The organism is Flavonifractor sp. An10 (genome assembly GCF_002161215.1).
Lineage (GTDB): Bacteria > Bacillota > Clostridia > Oscillospirales > Oscillospiraceae > Flavonifractor > Flavonifractor avistercoris.
Genome location: NZ_NFMB01000005.1, coordinates 258,965 through 278,172 on the forward strand (window position 1 = coordinate 258,965; position 19,208 = coordinate 278,172).

Genomic DNA, 19,208 nt, shown 5'->3' on the forward strand with positions numbered 1-19,208 from the left:
TTTTGCAGAAAATCCGGGCTGAAAAAAGGGCGCACCTCCGGTGCGCCCCTGCTATACCTCCAGGATGACGGTCTCCAGCCCCTGCTTCATGGCGTAGGACAGGGTGTACATGGTGCCCCCCAGCATCCCGTCATACACCGCAATGAGCATGGATGAGTGGTCTACCAGATACCGGTTGCGCCGGAGCATGCAGCCCTTGTCGTAGTGGTGCTGCAGCATGGTCTCTCCGTCGCACCGCTCCACCAGGGAAAACCAGCGCTCCCGCTCCCGCTCGCTCCAGCGGGCGGCCTGCTCCTCACAGGGGATCACCGCCTCCAGCGTCACGCCGCTCCGCCGCTCCCGCAGCTCCAGCACCGCGTCGCAGAAGTAGAAGTCCGCCCCCCGGGCCATGCCGCACAGAAAGTGCCTCATCCCCTTGTCGTAGGCGTCCTCCACCGCCGCCGCCAGCCGCTCCTTCAGCACCAGGCAGCGGGGGTCGCTCTCATCCCCACGCCAGGGCAGCTTCTCCGGCCGGTGGCCGGTAAAGCTGCATGTCGTCTCTCGGTTCATACCGCTCCCCCGTCTCTGATTTTCTCTCATTGTAGTATATCCCGAAAGGCAAGTCAATGGCCGTCGAACATTTGTTTGTAAAAATTGTGCTTGCAATTTGGGGCAGAGTGTGTATAATGGTGTTGGAACAACTGAATGAGATGTCTTCAGGGCAGGGTGAAAATCCCGATCGGCGGTACAGTCCGCGAGCCGGCAACGGCAGATCCGGTGCAACTCCGGAACCGACAGTGACGCGCACAGACACGGGCGCGAAGTCTGGATGAAAGAAGATGTGTTGAAATTGGGCACGCTCCTTTTGATTTTGACACCTGGAAGGCATGGGTCTTTCAGGTGTTACCAGATCAAAAAGGAGTGTTTTGTTATGTCTGAAAAGTCGGCACGCATCAAAAAGCTGGCTGTGATGGCCATGCTGGTGGCCCTGTCTATCGTCCTGGTCTCCCTGGTTCACTTCCCGATCTTCGCCCCAGTGTACTTCCTGGAATATGACCCCGCCGACATTCCCATCCTGATCGGAACCTTTGCCTACGGCCCCGTGGCCGGTGTTATCCTCACCGTCGTGGCCAGTCTGATCCAGGGCCTCACTGTCAGCGCCCAGAGCGGTGTCATGGGGATCGCCATGCACATCTTCGCCACCACCACGCTGGTTCTGGTTGCCGGCATCATCTACAGGATTTTCCACACCCGCTGGGGCGCGGTGCTGGCCCTGGTAGCCGGCACGCTGGCTATGACCGTTGCCATGATGGCCTTCAACCACTTCCTGACCCCCTACTTCATTACCCCTGATATCAGCGATGCCGCCGCAGTGGCAGCCAATCGGGCCTATGTGGACACCCTGCTGGTGCCTTTCATTGCCCCCTTCAACCTGATCAAGGCCGGTGTCAACTCCGTGATCACCTTTGGCGTCTACAAGGTGGTCTCCAAATACATCGTCCACGGTGAGGGCCGTGTCCGGGGCGGTGAAAAGGCCGCCGGAGAAATCTGAGCAAAGCGCGAAAAGGCAGAGCGCCTCCCCGGCAGGGGAGGCGCTCTTTTTTACTGTTTTTACTGGGCTCCGGCCTGATTCACGCCGTTGGCCTGATCCGCCGCTTCCAGGTATTCCCGGGCCGGGTGGCCCTCCATCCGGCCCGGGCGGCTCATGAGGCGCAACTGACTTTCGGCGGAGGCGCCGTCCACAAAATAGTTGGAGGCGGTACCCCGGGCGCCCTCCCCGGCCATCAGGATTCCTGCGAAAAAATTGCTTGCCAGCGGCCCGAAATCCCTCGCCGCTGGGTACATCGCCAATTTTCAAACAAGCCCGAAACAACACGTTATTACGCCTTCCATGTCAAGATGGGGAATCCGTATGACAACACCTTGGCAGAAAATTTCTTCTCCATCCTCAATACAGAGTGCACTTATCGATACAAGCCTGCCGCTGTTTCCCAGGCTGATGAGATGATTGACCGACCGATGCATTCACTTTTACAACCATGAGCGCATCCTGCTAAAGACCGGAGAGGCGCCGCTGCCGCGGCGCCTCTCCTCTTTCCTACCTCAGGAGTCTTTGGCACTGCCCGTTTTACTGGATCTATTCATCAGCGGGACAGGGGGCGCTTTGCAGGTTCACTGCCTTCTAAACCGTTTCAGGAGGGCCTCCTCCCAGCGGTCGCCGTACTTCATGCCCACCAGGAATAGGGCCAGGCCCGCCAGGCCCAGCAGTACCATGGCCCAGATGGGGATGTTCAGCACCGAGCCCCCCAGGGCGCAGGAGACCAGCAGGCCCCAGGGCCGGGTGAACAGGACGATCACCACAAACCGGCGCAGGGGGATGTCGGTGAGCCCGGCCAGGATGCAGATAACATCATCGGGGAAAAAGGGGAAGAGGAACACCAGGATCAAAAAGATGTCCCGCTTGCGCTGGATCAGCTCCAGGTACTTGTCCGCCACCTTCCGGTTCACCAGCCGCTCCACGAAGGGCTGCCCGATCACACGGGCCAGCCAGAACACCAGCACCGAGCCGGCCACCACTGCCAGCCAGGTCAGCAGGAAGGCCTCCCACATGCCGAAGAGCACCGCCCCGGCCAGGGCGGTCACATTGCTGGGGATGGGGGCGGCCACCACGGAGAGGAACTGGATGAAAAAGTAGAACAGCTGGGAGAAGGGGGCAAATCGGCCGATATAGGCCCGCATCTCCTCCAGGGAGCCCAGGGAGGAGAAAAAGCCGGTCTGCCACAGCAGGAGCACGCCCCCGCCCAGCAGCACCACGGCCAGCAGCAGGGCCGGCAGCCATTTCCGTTGTTTCATATCTCTATGTCGCCTCACGCATCAGACTGCCTATAGGCTACCATGTTTTGCCCCGGAGTGCCAGAGAGAATTTCTTAAATTTCCCTTATAAAAAACAAAAATCCACACCCTTCGGTGTGGCTTCTGTCATCCGGCTCCTTACCGCTCGCTGCAGATCACCCGCTCGTCGTCGCCAAAGATCAGCTCGTCCACATCCTGAATGTCGATGCCGTAGATCTTCACCATAATTCCCACCTCCTTTCTATGTGATAGGTTCAGTATACGCCTCTCCTCCGGTGAATGCAAGTGGTATTATGTAAAGTTTACATAAAGTTCATCTTTACAAAAAGAGCCGCCGGGCCATAAGCCCGGCGGCTGAGCCAGTCGGAAAACCTCCCGCGAAGGAGGGCCTCGCAGAGTTCCTGCGGCCGCAGCCGCAGGAATCAAATCAAAATCCGTCATTTCCGGCGACATGTGCGTCGGAAATGACACTTCTCATGGCGGAAGGGGCGACAATTTCGCAAGAAATCGAGTCCCTTCCGCCATGCAATCTTTCTCGAAAAAGTGGCTTCGCCACTTTTTCGACAGCCGGGCCGCCGGGGCGGATGCCCCGGCGGCTCAGCTGTTACAGGCGGCGCTTGCGCAACAGGAAGGTGACGGCAAACCAGACCGCCAGATAGAGGGTGATGGAGGCCCCGGCGGAGGAGCCCAGGTAGTAGGAGGTCATGAGGCCCGCCAGCCCGGCGATCAGGGCCGCCAGGACGGAGGACAGGTGATACTGCCGCATGTTCTTTGCTACGTTGCGCCCGGCGGCGGCCGGCAGCACCAGCAGGGAGTTGATCACCAGCAGGCCCACCCAGGTCATGGACACGGTGACCACCACGGCGATGGCGATGGAGAACACCGCCTCCTGCCAGAACACCCGTACCCCCCGGCTGTCGGCCAGGGCGGGGTGGATGGCGGAGAGCATGAGCCGGTTGAAGGACGCCAGCCACAGCACCACTACCACCGCCAGGATCACCGCCAGCAGGGCGATTTTGGAGGGCTCCACGCTGAGGATGTCGCCGATGAGCAGACTGTTGTACTGGGTGAAGCTGCCGCCGCCGAAGGTGGCGATGAAGATGCCCAGGGCCACGGCGGTGGAGGAGAACACGCCGATCGCCGTGTCGCTGGCCATGTTGGACTTGCGGCGCACGTAGGTGAACAGCAGGGCGAAGGCCGCCGCCAGCAGCACCGCCATCCACAGAGGGTCGGCCAGGCCGCACAGGGTGCCGATGGCGATGCCGGTGAAGGCGGAGTGGCCCAGGGCGTCGGAGAAGAAGGACATGCGGCTGGTGACCACCATGGTGGACAGCAGGCCGAACAGGGGGGAGATCACCAGCACCGCCAGCAGGGCGTTGCGCATGAAGCCCCACTGGAAGGGCTGGAGCAGCTCTGTCAGGAAATCCATCAGCCTCTCCCCCCCTTCCCCAGGTTCAGATGGAATACCTCCTGGAACTCGGGCGAGGAGAGCACCTCGTCCGGCGTGCCCACCTTGAGCACCTCGCTCTTGAGGAGGATCACCTTGTCGGCGAACTGGCCCAGGGTGGCGAAGTCGTGGGTGGACAGGAGGATGGACAGGTCGTATTTGGTGCGGATCTCGTCCAGCATGTCCATCATCTGCTTCTCCCCGTCGATGTCTACGCCGGAGAGGGGCTCGTCCAGCACCAGGATGTGGGGCAGGGGCTCCAGCGCCAGGGCCAGCAGCACCCGCTGCAGCTCCCCGCCGGACAGGGCCCCCATCCGCCGATCCAGCAGTCCCTCCCCGTGAACCCGGCTCAGGCACTCCGCCACCCTGGCCCGCAGGCGCCTGGGGGAGGGCAGGAACACCGGGTATTTGGAGATGGCGGCGGAGAAGAAGTCGAACACGCTCACCGGATCTCCCCGGTCAAAGACCGGGGACTGGGGCACGTAGCCGATCAGGGGCCGGGTCTTGTCCCCCCCGGCCCGCTGGAACTCGATGGTGCCGGTGTGGGGGATCTGTCCCAGGATGGTGCGGAACAGGGAGCTCTTCCCCGCCCCGTTGGGGCCGATGAGGGCCACGATCTCCCCGCAGTGGAGGTGGAAGGAGACGTTGCGCAGCACCTCCTCGTGGCCGAAGTTCACCCCCAGGTCGGCCACCCTCAGGCAGCAGGTTCCGGCGCAGCCGGGGCCGGTGGTTCCGTGTCTGTGTACGCTCATCCCAACGCCTCCACGATGGTGTCAATGTTCCCCTGCATGGCGTCGATGTAGGGCTGGATGCCCGTGCCGCCGCCGCTCATGATCATGTCCAGCTGCTCCACCGCCACGCCGGTCTCCCGGGCGATGGCGTTGGCCGTGGCGTCGGAGCCGTTGACCTCGGTGAAGATGGCGGGGATGCCATATTCCCCGATCAGCCCAGCGATCTCCTGGATCTCGGCGGCGGAGGCCTCCGCCCCCTCCTCCTCCTCGATGGCCTTGAGGAGGGTGAGATCAAAGGCCCGGGAGAAGTACTGGAAGCCGTCGTGGAAGGTGATCAGCTCCGCCCCGGCCAGGGGGGCGAGCTGCTCCGCCCACCGCTGCCGGGCCTGCTCCAGCACGTCCTTGGCCACCAGCTGGTTGGTGTGGAACTCCCCGTGAGAGGCCCAGTCGTCCCCGTAGAGCGCCTCCCCCAGCCCCTGGGCGATGACTGCCATCATGTCCTGAGCACAGGCGGGATCCATCCAGATGTGGGGGTCGTACTCGGTGTCGTGGTCGTGGCCCTCGTGGCCCATGGCGGGCAGCAGCTCCAGCCCAGCCGAGCAGTCGATCACCGCCCCGTCGGAGGCGGCCAGTGCGTCGTCCATAAAGTCCTCCAGCCCCGCGCCGTTCCTGACGATCACGTCGGCCCCCTCGATGGCCTTCATGTCGGTGACGGTGAGGGTGTAGTCGTGGAGGCAGGACACCGGCTGGTTCACCAGCAGGCTCACCTCCACGTTCTCCACCCCCTCGGTCACCGCCGTGGTGAACAGGTACACCGGGTAGGTGGTGGCCAGGACGTGGAGGGTGCCGTCGTCCTCCGTCTCGGTGGCGGCGGGCGCGCCGCAGGCCGTCAGCAGAAGGCCCAGCATACAGGCCGCCGCAAGCAATTTCTTCATACAGTTCCCCTATCTAAACAGAAATACGATATGCCGGGCAAACCCTACCCGGCATATCGTATTATATCGCATTTTGGGTGCTCTGTAAAACACTTCTTCTCAGCGGGAGAGAAATTCCACCGCCCAGTGGAGGGGGAGATAGCCCAGGGCGTAGCTGGCGATGTTGGCACAGGCGGCGTAGGCCGCCCGGCGGAGCCTGCTGTGCTCCTTCAGCAGGAACACGTAGGCGGCCAGCTCCACCAGCAGGATGGGCACCTCCGCCACGATCAGCACCAGGTAGTACAGGGGGTGGGAGCCCGCCGCCATGGCCCCGGAGCCGATCCACAGGTGGAGCCCTGCCTGGGTGGCCAAGTTGACGATGAGAAATACCAGCCAGTCCCGCTTGGCCCGGAAGCCGAACAGCCACAGCAGAATGCCCTCTATGATCAGGGTGGGCACCAGGGTGGACAAAAACTGGAGGCCGTAAAACCCCGCCGGGGAGGTGGCGGAGGTGATGGTGTTGGTCTCCCAGTCATAGGTCAGGTGGGTGTAGAACACCGTGCGGGTGAAGGGCTCCGCCGTGGCCTGGGCCCCGCCCGGGCCGGACACGGCGATGCGGAAGGTTCGGGGCAGGCCGTGGTAGCTGAAGCGGTGGATACCGTCCGCCTCCGCCGTCAGCTCACCAAACAGGGGCGCCCGGGTTCCCGTCACCAGGGCGGGATACCAGCCCTCGTCCTCCCAGCTTTTCAGACCGGCGATCAGTTCGGGGTCGTAGTCCGCCACCTCGATGTTGTCGTGATCCGGCTCTGGGTCTGTGATGAGCAGATCCAGATAGTACTCCCCCGCCGGGGCGTTGACCACCGTAATGGTGACGGCGGGCTTGGGCCCGGTATCGGCGGAGGCGGTGCCCGGCAGCACCGCCAGACAGAGCAGAATACACGCGATGGCTGCAAAGAGACGGCGTTTCATTCCAAAATCCTCCTTCTCTCCGGCGCATCCTGTAGGGCGCGGCATCCCTGACGCGCCGTTCGTTTGCCGGGGTGTCCCCCCCTCGCGGGGCGGGCCTGCCCGGCGGGCGCCCCATTGGGCGCGTGCGGCGGGGGTGAGCGGCTCGCCTGACGCATGCCCCCGGAACCGGGTGATACCCTGGGAAATGGCGGGTCGGCCAGGTGTCCGACCCCTACGAACGGCCACAGCGGCCGCCCCGGTATTTCGGCGGCATGGCACCGACGGCGGCCCGGCGGGCCAGGCTGGTACAACGCAACAGCTATCAGGGCTTGCGGGGTAATCCCGATGCGTGCCGCCCGAGGCGCGGCAGCGCCTGTAGCGTCAGTGCCAATAGAGCGGGCGGCAATGCCGACCCGGTTTTTGCAAGCCCCGTACAGCCCACCGCCGCCATGAGCCCCCGTACTGGGGGGTCCAGGGTGGGCGAAGCCCCCCGGCCCTTCTTTCCCCCCATTTCTTTGGGAAGAAATGGGGGCGCCCGCCGCGCAGGCGCGCCCCCGGGGGGCCCAGCGTGAGAACAGGGAACCCCTCATCCGTCATTTGCTCCGCAAATGCCACCTTTCCCCCACAGGGGGGAAGGCCATAGACGGGCGGGCGACCACAGGTCGCCCCTACAAACGGCGCGCCGGGTCGTCGCGCCCCACGCAGGGGCGCGCATTGCGCGCCCGCTCTGAGCGGCGGCCCCGTTCTGAAGCCGGAGGCCGGTGCCCCCTTTGGGTGGGCGCACACACAGTTGCGCCCCTATGCGCCCCCCTGGGGGTGGAGCAGGCGCCTGTAGTAGCCGTCCACCTGGTAGAGCACGGCGGCGGGGTTGTGGCCGGTGACCCGGTCTTTTGCCACCAGGGTGGTGACCAGGGCGTCGGAGTACTTGCAGAACATGCTGTCGTGGCCCACGCACAGGCCCACCACGATGTTGAGCTCGGTGCCCAGCCGGTTCAGGTGCTGGGCCTGGAGGATGGGGTTGCACATATTGATGCCCACGGCCCTGCAGTCGGCGTCGATGCCCACCAGGGTCTTGTCCGCCATGCCCGCCTTGCAGGCGATGGAGCACACCTCAAAGCCGTTGGCCCGGAGGATGCGGGCCAGGGTGCGGCTCTCCTTCAGCAGGCCGGCGCAGGTGGCGATGCCGATTTTGTGAAAGCCCATGCGTCGGGCGAAATCCATGGTCTCCTCCACCCGGGTGAGGCGGCAGTATCCCTCGTACTCCACCCGGGCGGCGGCCTTCAGCACCTTCTGGTTCTCCGGCAGGTTGCCGGCGGCCAGGGCCTCCTCCAGCTCACCCTCCGCCAGGCGGGCGGTGGTGCAGAAGGCGGGGTAATTACCCGTGCTGTTGATGCAGCCGGCGCTGCCGCAGTCAGCGCAGGAGAGGCTGCACTCCTCCACGGCCCGGCCCCTCTCAGTCGGCATAATAGTTGATCAGGCAGCCGGCCAGGACGATGTCCCGCTCCTCCCGGGTCATGCCGGGCAGCTTGAGGGTGACCGGCTTCTCGGCACCGTTCTGGATGAGGGTGGCGGAGATCTCCTCCGCGCCGGCGTCCACGGCAGCGCGGATGCCGGGCAGGTAGAGCCTGTCGCCGGGCTGGATGTTCCAGTCCTTCACGTCCTCGGCGATAAAGGGCAGCATACCCCAGTTGACCACGTTGGAGCGGTAGCGCTTGGTGGCGTACTCGGCACACAGGTTTGCCACGCCGCCCAGCACCCGCTGGCAGGAGGCGGCCTGCTCCCGGGCGGAGCCGTCGCCGGGCTTGAGGGCCATGATCATGCTGCCCAGGCCGGTGCTGGCCGGGTCGTGGCCCATCAGGGCCTCCTGTACCTGGGGATCGCCGGGGTTGGTGCGGCGCAGGCGCTCCACCGCCAGCACCTCCTTGGCCCGGGGCACGTACTGGGGATCCTTGCGGCTCAGGGCAAAGTCGGAGAGCTTGATGGGGTTGGAGCGGTAGGAGGAGGTCTCGCCGGAGGGGATGAGCTCGTCGGTGGTGGTCACCGGGTCATAGATGGCGGAGCACACGGTGAGCAGCAGGTTCTCCGGCAGGGCCACCTGCTCCGGCCAGTCGGCGATGTTGGGGCCGAAGACCAGCTCCTGGCTGGGATCCGCCTTGCCCACGCCGTAGTACACCCGGGCCTGGTAGGGGGTGGGGTCGTAGGCGAAGGGCTCCACGGCGGGATCCACGGGGGGCTCAGGCAGCTCGTCCGCGCCGGTGAGCACGCCGCCGTTGAGGGCGGTGGCGGCGATGCTCCGGGCGTCCATCAGGGCCACGTAGGACACCTGGCCGTCGGAGGGCTTGGATCCCTCCCGGTTGGGGAAGTTGCGGGTGGAGTGGCGGATGGAGAAGCCGCCGTTGGCGGGCACGTCGCCGGCGCCGAAGCAGGGGCCGCAGAAGCAGGAGCGGATGGACGCGCCGGCGGCCATGAGGGAGGCGATATAGCCTCTCCGGGTCAGCTCCAGGTTGACGGGCTGGCTGGTGGGGTAGACGGACAGCCAGAACTCGCCGGAGCCGATGGGGCGGCCGTCCAGGATCTGGGCCGCCCGGACGATGTTCTGGTAGGTGCCGCCGGAGCAGCCGGCGATGACGCCCTGATCCACCATGAACTTGCCTTCCACAATCTTCTCCCGCAGGGAGACGGGCTGGTTCTTCAGCTTGAGCTGGCGCATGGTGTCCTCGTCCACCTGGTGGAGCAGGTCGTCCATGTTCTCCTTGAACTCTTGGATGGTGTAGGCATTGGAGGGGTGGAAGGGCAGGGCGATCATGGGCCGGACGGCGGACAGATCCACCTCGATCACGCCGTCGTAGTAAGCTCCGTCGGCGGGGGCCTGGGGCTTGAACTCCTCCCCCCGGCCCAGCACGGCCAGGTGATCCTTCAGGGTGTCGTCCGCCGGCCAGACGGAGGACAGGCAGGTGGTCTCGGTGGTCATCACGTCGATGCCGGAGCGGTAATCCATGGACAGGTTGGCCACGCCGGGGCCGAAGAACTCCATGACGGCGTTCTTCACGGTGCCGTCCTTAAAGGTGGAGCGGATGAGCTCCAGGGCCACGTCCTGGGGGCCCAGGCCGGGGATGGGCGCGCCAGTGAGGTAGATGGCGATCACCCTGGGATAGGCGATGTTGTAGGTTTTCTTGAGCAGCTGGCGGGCCAGCTCGGGGCCGCCCTCGCCGATGGCCATGGTGCCGTAGGCGCCGTAGCGGGTGTGGGAGTCGGAGCCCAGGATCATCTTTCCCGGGGCGGCGTACCGCTCCCGCATGTAGGAGTGGATCACACTCTGGTGGGCGGGGACGAACTCGCCGCCGTACTTCTTGGCCGCCGACAGGCCGAAGACGTGGTCGTCCTCGTTGATGGTGCCGCCCACGGCGCACAGGGAGTTGTGGCAGTTGGTGAGCACATAGGGCAGGGGGAACTCCGTCATGCCGGAGGCCCGGGCGGTCTGGATGATGCCCACGTAGGTGATGTCGTGGGAGGCCATGGCGTCAAACCGGATGGCCAGATTGTCCATGTCCTCCCCGGTGTTGTGGGCCTTGAGGATGGCGTAGGCCATGGTGCCTTTCTTGGCCTCCTCGGGCGCAGGCAGGCCCGCCGCCGGGCCGTCCCGGGCCGGGATGAAGGAACCGTTCTTGTAGTACATACCCTGATTGTGAATGGTCAGCATGGGGATCCCCTCCGTTGTCATTGGTTTTCACTATTCTAACAAGTTTTCGCGCCGGGCGCAAGGGATTTCCGGTCAGGCCGGGCCGCTCCCCTCCGCCGCCAGGTTTTCAGCGCCGTCCGCAGCCGCTCCAGATCCGGGTCGCACAGCACGGGCAGCCGCTCGGCCAGCACCTCCGGCGGAAAGTCCCACCAGCGGACGGCCTCCAGCAGGGCGATGAGCTCGTCGTCAAAGCGCTTCTTCCGGGGCCGGGCGGGGTTGCCGCCCACCACGGTGTAGGGCTCCACGTCGCGGGTCACCACCGAGCAGGCGGCCACGATGGCCCCGTCGCCGATGCGGACGCCGGGCATGATCACGCACTCCCGGCCCAGTCACACATCATTGCCCACCACCGTGTCCCCCTTCCGGGGCAGCTGGGACAGGTGGCCGGGCACCCGCTCGGCCCACACCCCGCCGAACACGGCGAAGGGATAGGTGCTGGCGCTGCTGATGCGGTGGTTGGCCGCCCCCATGATGAAGGTGGCCCCGCTGGCGATGGAGCAGAATCTGCCGATGATCAGCCTGTCCCCGAACTCCGGGTAGTTGAAGAGCACGTTGTGCTTCTCAAAGCCGGCGGGGTCGCTCTCATGGTCGTAGTAGGTGTAGTCGCCCACCTGGATGTTGGGGGCGGTGATCACGTTTTTCAGGAAGCAGGACGTGCCGTACCGGTTGGGGAACACCACGTCCGGGCTGGGAATACCGTTCATATGGACACACCTCTTTTCTGCGTCAGTGTACCACGGCGGCGGGCCTGTGGCAAGGCGGAATTGCCCCTTGACAGGCAACCGTATTACTGCTATCATACAGTTGGAAACCGTATTATGGTTGTAGTACAGTTTGGAAAGGGGGTGGTCACCCTGGTCACCTTTGAAGGACTCCGGCTGGAGGAGGGCATGCCCATTTACCTCCAGATCATCCGCTACCTGGAGCGGGGCATCGCCGCCGGGACGGTGCGGGACGGGGACGAGCTGCCCTCCCGCCGGGTGCTCTCCGCCCGGCTGGGGGTCAACCCCAACACCATCCAGAAGGCCTTCCGGGCCCTGGAGGAGGCCGGGGTGATCACCTCCCGGGCGGGGGCCAAGAGCGAGGTCTCCCTCACCCCGGAGCGGGCGGCGGCCATCCGCCGCCGCCTGCTGGAGGAGGAGGCCGCAGCCCTGGTGGGCGCCCTGAGGCAGATGGGCCTGGACAGGGAGCAGGCCGCGGCGCTGGTGCTTCAACTATGGGACAAACAGGAGGAATCGCCATGAGACGCTATTGCTCGGTGCTGGACCTGGCGGCCCGGTGCACCTTCTGGAAGGTGCTGGCCGCCACCCTGGTCTCCTGCGGGGCGGAGGCCGCCCTGTTTCTCATCACCCTGCACGGCTGGGATCCTGAGCTGGAGACCTACGGGGGCACGGTGGCGGCCAACAACCCCATGGGCCTGGAGGGGCTGATCTCCCACAGCCACATCGCCCTCTGCTTCGGCCTGGGGCTGGCGGCGGTGTGTGGGGCGCTGGCCCTCCTGGGGTGGGAGGGCTCCGGCTGCCGGACGGGGTACACCCTCCGCCGCCTGCGGGTGGGGGAGCGGGCCCTGTCCCTGCTGTGGGGCGGGTACGGAGCCCTGTGCCTGCTGTTCTACTGGGCGGCCCACCTGGGCACGGTGCTGGCCCTGTGCGCCGCCGCCATGCCCCACCTGTCGGAGCGGGCCGCCTCCCCCCTGGCCCTGTTCCTGGCCTGCTGGCGCTCCCCCTATCTCCACGCCCTGCTCCCCCTGGAGGACGTGTGGCTGTGGGGGCGCAACCTGCTGCTCTGCGCCGCCCTGGGGCTGGGCACGGCCGCCTTCTCCCACGAGCGGCGGCACGGCCACCGGGCCTGGGGCTGGATCCCCCTGGCTCTGGGCGCCGCCCTCCTCTTCCCCCTGCCCATGGGGGCCTTCCCCTTCCAGGGGCTGGATCCCGCCTTCCTGCCCTACCTGGAGACCGAGGTGGAGGTATATACCGGCAGCGGCTCCCCTGTGCCCGGCCTGATGGCCTTTCTCCTGACGGGGGGCAGCGCGGCGGTGCTGATCAACGCCGCCCTCATGATCTGCGGGAGGGAACCATTCTATGAAAACTGAGTTCTGGTATCCCCCGGGCTTCCCCCGGGCGGAGGAGCGCTTCCTCCAGCGGTGTGCCCTGGCTCTGGCGTCCCTGGCGGGCTTTATCATCTTCCTGTGCCAGTTCTCCACCATCCTGCGCGACCTCCAGACCGCCCTCCGCACCGGCGCCGAGGGGCTGACCATGCCGCCCCTCCCCGCCCTGACGGCGGGCTGCTGGATCGGCTTTCTGGTGCTGGCCCTGGGGCAGGGGGTGCTGGCGGCGGCCCACTACCTGTGGCACTACCAGGGCGGGCGGAGCATCTACCGGATGCGCACGCTCCCCCAGCGCTTTGAGCTGGCCCGCCGCTGCCTGGCCGCCCCCGCCGCCGCCCTGGGATGGTGTGTCCTGGCCGCCGTCGCGGTGGCCGTCCTGTGCGCCCTGTACTACCGCGTGTTCACCCCGGCGGGCCTGCTGCCCGCCCACTGGCTGCTGGGAGGTGCCTTATGCTGAACTGGAACAACGTGTACAAGTCCTACTGGGGGGCCAACCGGGCCCTGGACAGCGTGAGCCTGTCCGTGGGGCCGGGGGAGATCGTGGGCCTGTTCGGGGCCAACGGGGCGGGCAAGACCACCCTGCTCAAGTGCGCCCTGGGCCTGCTGCGATACACCGGCTCCGTCACCCTGGACGGGGAGCCCATCACCCACAGGAACATCGCCCGCCTCTCCTTCGCCACCTGCGAGCACTCCTTCTTCCCCGCCCTCACCCCGGCGGCTCACCGGGAGTTTTACAAGGAGCACTTCCCCACGTTCCGGGAAAAGCGGTTTGACGCCCTGATGGACTTCTTCGCCCTGCCCCTCCACCGCCGGGCCCGGGGATTTTCCACCGGGCAGAAGAACCAGCTGGAGGTGACCCTGGCCCTGAGCCAGGGGGCGGACTACATCCTCATGGACGAGCCCTTCGCCGGCAACGATGTGTTCAACCGGGAGGACTTCTACAGGCTGCTGCTGGGCCTGCTGGAGCCGGAGGAGACCATCATTTTGTCCACCCACCTGCTGGAGGAGGTGCAGCACTTCATCAGCCGGGCGGTGCTGCTGGACAGGGGTACCATCGCCGGGGACGTGACCACCGGCGAGCTGGAGGAGCGGGGCGAGAGCCTGATGGACTTTGTAAAGTCGTCCCTGCACTACCGGGGAGACCGGGTGCTGAAAACCCTGGAGGGGCTGGACGACGGGGAGGAGGAATAGCCATGCGCCGCGCACTTGCCGCGTTTCTGGTGTTCGCCGCCCTGTCGGCGGGGCTGCTCCTGGGGGCCTCCGCCGTCCTGTCCCCCCAGGGGGATCAGATAGAGGTGGCGTGCCGCACCCTGGCCGGGGAGCCGTCGTCGGCGGCCGGCCTCACCCTCACCGCCGAGCGCACCTGCGGCGACCACCTGTTCTGGATCGCCACCCTCCCCGCCGACGCGCCGGAGCAGGCCCGTATCCTCTTCGACTACGCCGGGGCGTCCCAGCACCTGAATGTCCCCTGGTGGCAGGACGCCCAGCCCCTGGAGGTGGAGCTGAGCACCTTTGACGAGGTGCGGGAGGGGCGTGAGGGGCCGCTGGGCCAGCTGTGGGAGGCCCTGTCCGCCCAGACCGCGCCCCAGCCGGGGGATCAGGACTCCGGCAGCTGGTATGAGCCCCTGGCGGGGGAGGGAACCTCCCTGCACCGGGAGATCACCCTGTCGGACTACATGGATGAACTCCCCCTGTCCGTGGACTACTGGCCTGCCACGGAGGCGGGCGCCGGGGGGCTCACCGCCCGCTTTCAGGACTACTTCCCCATCCCCGTGCCCGAGGGCATGACGGTGGAGGTACAGCTGAATGTGGACGCGGAGGGGAACCTGGACAGCTGCCGCCTGTACCGCAGCGAGGATCTGGCCCTCACCTCCGCCTGCGCGCAGGACGACCACGGCGTGCTCTTCACCCTCTGCGCCAGCGGGGCGCTGGCCGGTGCCCTGGACGACAGCGGCATCCCCGGCGGCTGGGGCCTGTACTGGCTGGACGGGGCGGGCCGGACGCTGGAGACCCGCTGGTCTCTGCCCGACGGCGAGCGGCCCGCCGGCTTCCTGGCCGACGGGGACACCCTCTTCTTCCTCTCCCGGGACGGGGAGACCGCCTGGCTCTACCTGCTGGACGGGGACAGCTTCGAGCTCCGCCAGAGGCTGGAGCTGTTCCCCCTGGACAGCGCGGCGGACAACCCGGTCTGGCACCTGGACGGGGAGGCGGGCTTCGCCGCGGTGCTCTCCCCCGGCGGCGGGCTGGCCGTCCTGGCCCGGGACGACGCCGGGAGCTGGGGCCTGGCCTTCACGGCGGATGCCTCCGCCCTGGAGGAGCTGAACTGCAGCCCCCCGTACCAGGAGCTGCGGTGGGGCGCCAGCGGCCTGGACTGGGCCTTCGACGGGGAGCGGCTGGCCGTCACCGGCCCCTACTACGGGGGCGGAGCCTACGACTGGTACACGGCGGTCTTTGCCCATGGGGAGCTGGCCTGGCTGGGGGCGTACAGTACACCCCTGGGCCGGAGTTCCTGCGAGGAGCTCACCTACTGGGGAACGTATCTGGACACCACCTGTTCCACCCCCTACATCGACGCCCCCTACTGCCGGGCGGCGTGGACGGGGTAGGGCTTCCCTTTTCCCTCCTTTTGTGATAGACTGATAAACATTCTGAAACCAAAGAGAGGAGGGGCCTGCTTTGGAACCCCTGGAGGCCCTGCTGGAAGTCCTTACCCCCCTGACCCGTCTGGGCCGCCCCGCCCTGGCCGCCGTGGACGGCCGCTGCGGCAGCGGCAAGAGCACCCTGTCCGAGCTGGCGGCCCGGCGGCTGCACTGTCCCCTGTTCCACATGGACGACTTCTTCCTGCCCCCGGAGCTGCGCACGCCGCAGCGGTACGCCCAGCCCGGAGGCAACGTCCACTATGAGCGGGTGGAGGCCGAGCTGCTCCGCCCCATCCGGGAGACGGGGGCGGCCCGTTTCCGCCCCTTCGACTGCCATTCCCTGGGCTACGGGGCCCCGGTGGAGGTGTCCGTCCCCGGCCTTGCCATCGTGGAGGGCAGCTATTCCCTCCACCCCGCCCTGCGGAAGTACTACGACGTGACGGTGTTCCTCACCTGCGAGGCGGAGGAGCAGCGCCGCCGCCTGCTCAACAGGGAGGGGCCGGAGGGCCTGAGCCGCTTCCTGGAGAAGTGGATCCCCCTGGAGGAGCACTACTTCCAGGGGGTTGGCCTGCCTGCCGCCGGGGATCTGGTGCTGGACACCACCCCGCATGGCGGATAACAGAAGCTGCGCATGCCAAAAGGGACGCCGGCCAGTGGCCGGCGTCCCTCAAACTGTCGACAAACCTCCCGCGAAGGAGCGCCTCGCAGAGTTCCTGCGGCCGCAGCCGCAGGAATAAAATCAAAATCTGTCATTTCCGGGGACATGCGCCTCGGAAATGACACTTCTCATGGCGGAAGGGGTGACTTTTTCGCAAGAAAACGAACCCCTTCCGCCATGCAGCCTTTCTCGAAAAAGTGGCTTTGCCACTTTTTCGACAGTCTTCAGAACAGGCTCATCTGTACCCCCTGGGGCCGGGGGGCGGCGGGATGGGCCTCCTCCTTTTGCAGGGGCAGGCCCTCCAGGAACCGGGAGGGGGTTCCGCCGGTGGTGAGCACCAGCTCGTCCCTGGCCCTCGTCATGCCCACGTAGAGCAGGCGGCGCTCCTCGGCGAGATCGGCCTTTATGCCGGGCCGCTCCAGGGGGATGCGCCCCTCCCCCACGCCGCACAGGAACACCACCGGCCATTCCAGGCCCTTGGCGGCGTGGAGGGTGGAGAGGGTCACCGCCCCGGCGGCGTAGCTCACCCCCGCCCGGCGGAGGATGTCCCCCTCCTGCCCGATGGTGAGATTGCGGAGGAAGGCGGCGGTATTGTCGAAGAACACCGCCATGTTGCGCAGCCGCTCCACCCCGTCGGAGGGGGTGTGATGGGCCGTCCAGGTCTCCAGCAGGGCCGCCGGGGGCGTGTCCTCCTCTTTCCGGGCCTCCAGCCAGGCCAGGGCCGCCTGCACCTCCCCGTCCAGCAAAAAGTCCTCCCGGCCCGCCACCACGCAGGGGATGCCGTACCGGGCCAGGCACTCCTCCAGCAGGGCCAGCTGCCGCCGGGTGCGGCAGAGCACCGCGATGTCGCCGAAGCTCCTCTCACCCCGGGCCGCCCCCAGCTCCTGGGCCTCCACCATGCCCATGCCGCCCACCATCCGGGCGATCTCCCTGGCCACGAAGATGGCCTCTGCCTTGTCGCCGGGGGCGGTGACCAGCCGCACCGCCGGGCCCTGGGGCCGGACAGCCTCCAGGGGGCGGGCTCTCCCGTCCACGGCCTCTAACACCGGCAGGGCGGCGGCCAGGATCTCCGGCGTGGAGCGGTAGTTCTGCTTTAATGCAACGGTGTGGGCCCCCTCCAGGGCGGCAAAGCAGGCGGGATCCGCCCCCCGGAAGCCGTAGATGGACTGATCCGGGTCGCCGATGGCAAAGAGGGTGCCCCCCTCCCGCCGCCAGGCCAGCAGCAGCGCCAGCTGGAGGCGGTCTACATCCTGGAACTCGTCCACCAGCAGGTGGGTGAACCGTTTGTCCGTCCGCCCCGCCCGCCACTGCTCCAGGGCCTCCCGGAGCAGGTCGTCAAAGTCCAGCTTTCCCTCCAGCTTCTCCTGGTAGCAGGCAAAGGCCGGATCCTCCTGTGTGTCCATGCCGGTTTTCCACCGGGAAATGGCCCGCAGGAGGGCGGCAGGGCTCCCCTTCCGGCCCAGCGCCTCCAGGGCGGCGGAGGCCGCCGCCCGCTGCTGGTAGGGGGCGGCCAGGGGCACGTCCCCCAGCAGCTCCAGGCAGACGGCGTGGAAGGTGCCGATGGTCATGGCGCGGGCCGCCCGCTTCCCCAGGCGTTTTTCCAGCCGCGCCCGCAGCTCCTCCGCCGCCCGGTTGGTGAAGGTGATGGCGGTGAGCTCTGCCGGCTTGGCCTTCCGCTCCTCCACCAGCCAGGCCGCCCGCTCCACCAGGGTGTGGGTCTTGCCCGTGCCCGGCCCGGCGACCACCGCCACGGTGGGCCCGGCGGCGGTGACGGCGGCCCGCTGTTCCCCGTTCAGCTCCCCGGCGGGGGCGGCGGACTTGGCCCGGCTCCCCCTGGAGGATTTTGCCACCCCGCCCCCGGCGGATCTCGCCTGCCGGGGGGCCTCCGCCCCGAAGAGGCTCACCTGGCCCCGCATGGTCTCCCGCTCGGCGGGGGAGAGCAGCTGGATCACCCCGTAGGCCCCGTCGTATCCCGGCTTCCGGGCCACCTGGCCGGAGCGTAGGCGGCGGATGCCCTCGGCCACCAGGGGCCCGGCGGCGCGTTGGATGTCCTCCAGGGGCACCTCCCGGAGGATGGTAAACTCCGGGCCCAGCCCCTCCAGCATGGCCTCGTATTTGGCCCCCACCTTCTTCCCGGCGGCGGAGCCCCCCTCGGAGGCGGCGATCACCTCCGGCAGGGGCACCAGGCTCTCAAAGGGCCTGGCGTTCTCCGGCACATAGCCCTCCGGCCGGTCGGAGAGCTGCTCCACCCGGTGGAGCACGCCGGTGGTGAGCCGCTTTCCGCACACGGGGCACACTCCCCCGGCCGCCTCCGCCTCCACTGGGGAGAGGCACACGGAGCAGTTCCGATGGCCGTCGAAGTGGTACTTGCCCTCCTCGGGGAAGAACTCGATGGTGCCGTGGAAGCCCTCCCCGGTCTGGATGGCGCGGGAGAGCTCCGGGTAGGACAGGCCGGTGTCCAGCAGATTGGCCTCCCGCCCCAGCTTGGAGGGGGAGTGGGCGTCGGAGTTGGACACCAGGGTATACCCGTCCAGGGCAGAGCAGCGGTGGTTCATGGGCGGGTCGGAGGACAGCCCGGTCTCCAGGGCGCGGATGTGGCCGGTGAGATCCCCGAAGCACTCCTCTATGGTGTCGAAGCCGGAGAAGGCCCCGAACAGGGAGAAGTGGGGCGTCCAGATGTGGGCGGGGATGAACACCGCCTCGGGGCAGGACTCCAGGGTGATCTCCAGCAGATCCCGGCAGTCCAGGCCCAGGATGGGCCGGCCGTCGGAGTGGAGGTTGCCGATGGCCTCCAGCCGGCGGGACAGGGTCTCCGCCGCCTCCAGGTGGGGCAGGAGGATCAGGGAGTGTACCTTGCGCACCTTGCCGTCCTTCTTGTAAATGGTGCTGATCTCCCCGGTGATCACAAACCGGGGGCCATCGGTGGCCCCCTTCAGGGTGTAGAACCCCTCCTCCGCCGGGGAGAGCTTCTCCCTCAGCTCCGCCCGCCAGGCCGGGTGGGTGAAGTCGCCGGTGCCCACCAGGCCGATGCCCTTCCTCCGGGCCCAGGCGTCCAGCTGCTCCGGCTCCAACTCCTTGCTGGTGGCCCGGGAGTATTTGGAGTGGATGTGCAGATCCGCGATGTACACGGCACATTCCCCCTTTTTCGCGTTTTTTCCCATTGTACGCTTTTTGGGCCGTGGACGCAAGGCGG

At 66.9% G+C, this 19,208-nt stretch carries 17 protein-coding genes, 1 pseudogene and 1 riboswitch; of the genes and pseudogenes, 7 read left to right on the top strand and 11 right to left on the bottom strand.

Annotated features, from left to right (window positions below):
• Nucleotides 1-51: 51 nt before the first annotated feature.
• Nucleotides 52-549, bottom strand: a complete 498-nt coding sequence (locus B5E42_RS10970) for an SLOG family protein (protein WP_087239551.1) — start codon at nucleotides 547-549, stop codon at nucleotides 52-54.
• 138 nt (nucleotides 550-687) lie between these two features.
• Nucleotides 688-824, top strand: a riboswitch (FMN riboswitch).
• 86 nt (nucleotides 825-910) lie between these two features.
• Here B5E42_RS10970 and B5E42_RS10975 point away from each other — a divergent pair.
• On the top strand, nucleotides 911-1,531 hold the full coding sequence (locus tag B5E42_RS10975; protein WP_087239553.1) for an ECF transporter S component: 621 nt from the start codon (nucleotides 911-913) through the stop codon (nucleotides 1,529-1,531).
• Between the two features lie 59 nt (nucleotides 1,532-1,590).
• On the opposite strand, the gene B5E42_RS19200 is transcribed toward B5E42_RS10975, so the two are convergent.
• The 9 genes and pseudogenes from B5E42_RS19200 to B5E42_RS19970 all read right to left on the bottom strand — a co-directional run bounded on the left by B5E42_RS19200 (nucleotide 1,591) and on the right by B5E42_RS19970 (nucleotide 11,315).
• A complete protein-coding gene (locus tag B5E42_RS19200) occupies nucleotides 1,591-1,764 on the bottom strand; it encodes a hypothetical protein (protein WP_162613972.1) in 174 nt (57 codons plus the stop codon).
• 387 nt (nucleotides 1,765-2,151) lie between these two features.
• Nucleotides 2,152-2,832, bottom strand: coding sequence for a TVP38/TMEM64 family protein (locus B5E42_RS10985; RefSeq protein ID WP_087239555.1), 681 nt, complete (start codon nucleotides 2,830-2,832; stop codon nucleotides 2,152-2,154).
• A 604-nt stretch (nucleotides 2,833-3,436) separates the two neighbouring features.
• Complete coding sequence (locus B5E42_RS10990; protein WP_087239557.1) at nucleotides 3,437-4,261, bottom strand: metal ABC transporter permease; 825 nt, start codon at nucleotides 4,259-4,261, stop codon at nucleotides 3,437-3,439.
• On the bottom strand, nucleotides 4,261-5,031 hold the full coding sequence (locus B5E42_RS10995) for a metal ABC transporter ATP-binding protein (RefSeq protein WP_087239559.1): 771 nt from the start codon (nucleotides 5,029-5,031) through the stop codon (nucleotides 4,261-4,263). Before B5E42_RS10995 ends, B5E42_RS10990 begins: the two co-directional genes overlap by 1 nt.
• Nucleotides 5,028-5,945, bottom strand: coding sequence for a metal ABC transporter substrate-binding protein (locus B5E42_RS11000; RefSeq protein ID WP_087239561.1), 918 nt, complete (start codon nucleotides 5,943-5,945; stop codon nucleotides 5,028-5,030). The genes B5E42_RS10995 and B5E42_RS11000 overlap by 4 nt, the downstream gene beginning before the upstream one ends.
• Before the next feature lie 99 nt (nucleotides 5,946-6,044).
• A complete protein-coding gene (locus B5E42_RS11005; protein WP_087239563.1) occupies nucleotides 6,045-6,893 on the bottom strand; it encodes a hypothetical protein in 849 nt (282 codons plus the stop codon).
• 777 nt (nucleotides 6,894-7,670) lie between these two features.
• Complete coding sequence (locus B5E42_RS11010; protein ID WP_343214189.1) at nucleotides 7,671-8,312, bottom strand: DUF1847 domain-containing protein; 642 nt, start codon at nucleotides 8,310-8,312, stop codon at nucleotides 7,671-7,673.
• Nucleotides 8,313-8,325: 13 nt separating this feature from the next.
• Nucleotides 8,326-10,572 carry a hydratase gene (locus B5E42_RS11015; RefSeq protein WP_087239567.1) on the bottom strand — a complete coding sequence of 749 codons (2,247 nt, stop codon included), beginning with the start codon at nucleotides 10,570-10,572 and terminating at the stop codon, nucleotides 8,326-8,328.
• Between the two features lie 35 nt (nucleotides 10,573-10,607).
• Nucleotides 10,608-11,315: pseudogene (locus B5E42_RS19970) on the bottom strand (CatB-related O-acetyltransferase).
• Between the two features lie 114 nt (nucleotides 11,316-11,429).
• Between B5E42_RS19970 and B5E42_RS11025 the strand changes: the two are divergent.
• The 6 genes from B5E42_RS11025 (at nucleotide 11,430) to B5E42_RS11050 (ending at nucleotide 15,976) form a co-directional block, all read left to right on the top strand.
• On the top strand, nucleotides 11,430-11,855 hold the full coding sequence (locus B5E42_RS11025) for a GntR family transcriptional regulator (RefSeq protein WP_242967105.1): 426 nt from the start codon (nucleotides 11,430-11,432) through the stop codon (nucleotides 11,853-11,855).
• Nucleotides 11,852-12,703 carry a hypothetical protein gene (locus tag B5E42_RS11030; RefSeq protein ID WP_087239569.1) on the top strand — a complete coding sequence of 284 codons (852 nt, stop codon included), beginning with the start codon at nucleotides 11,852-11,854 and terminating at the stop codon, nucleotides 12,701-12,703. The genes B5E42_RS11025 and B5E42_RS11030 overlap by 4 nt, the downstream gene beginning before the upstream one ends.
• On the top strand, nucleotides 12,693-13,175 hold the full coding sequence (locus tag B5E42_RS11035; RefSeq protein WP_087239571.1) for a hypothetical protein: 483 nt from the start codon (nucleotides 12,693-12,695) through the stop codon (nucleotides 13,173-13,175). Before B5E42_RS11030 ends, B5E42_RS11035 begins: the two co-directional genes overlap by 11 nt.
• Nucleotides 13,169-13,909 (top strand): ABC transporter ATP-binding protein, encoded by a 741-nt coding sequence (locus B5E42_RS11040; RefSeq protein ID WP_087239573.1) that lies wholly within the window; start codon nucleotides 13,169-13,171, stop codon nucleotides 13,907-13,909. Before B5E42_RS11035 ends, B5E42_RS11040 begins: the two co-directional genes overlap by 7 nt.
• Before the next feature lie 2 nt (nucleotides 13,910-13,911).
• Entirely contained in the window at nucleotides 13,912-15,324 is a 1,413-nt protein-coding gene (locus B5E42_RS11045; protein WP_087239575.1) for a hypothetical protein, read from the top strand.
• Nucleotides 15,325-15,394: 70 nt separating this feature from the next.
• The gene (locus tag B5E42_RS11050) at nucleotides 15,395-15,976 is read left to right on the top strand and encodes a uridine kinase (protein ID WP_087239577.1); all 582 of its coding nucleotides are present in this window, start codon (nucleotides 15,395-15,397) and stop codon (nucleotides 15,974-15,976) included.
• 263 nt (nucleotides 15,977-16,239) lie between these two features.
• Here B5E42_RS11050 and B5E42_RS11055 read toward each other — a convergent pair whose 3' ends face one another.
• Nucleotides 16,240-19,143, bottom strand: coding sequence for a UvrD-helicase domain-containing protein (locus B5E42_RS11055; RefSeq protein WP_087239579.1), 2,904 nt, complete (start codon nucleotides 19,141-19,143; stop codon nucleotides 16,240-16,242).
• Between the last annotated feature and the right edge of the window lie 65 nt (nucleotides 19,144-19,208).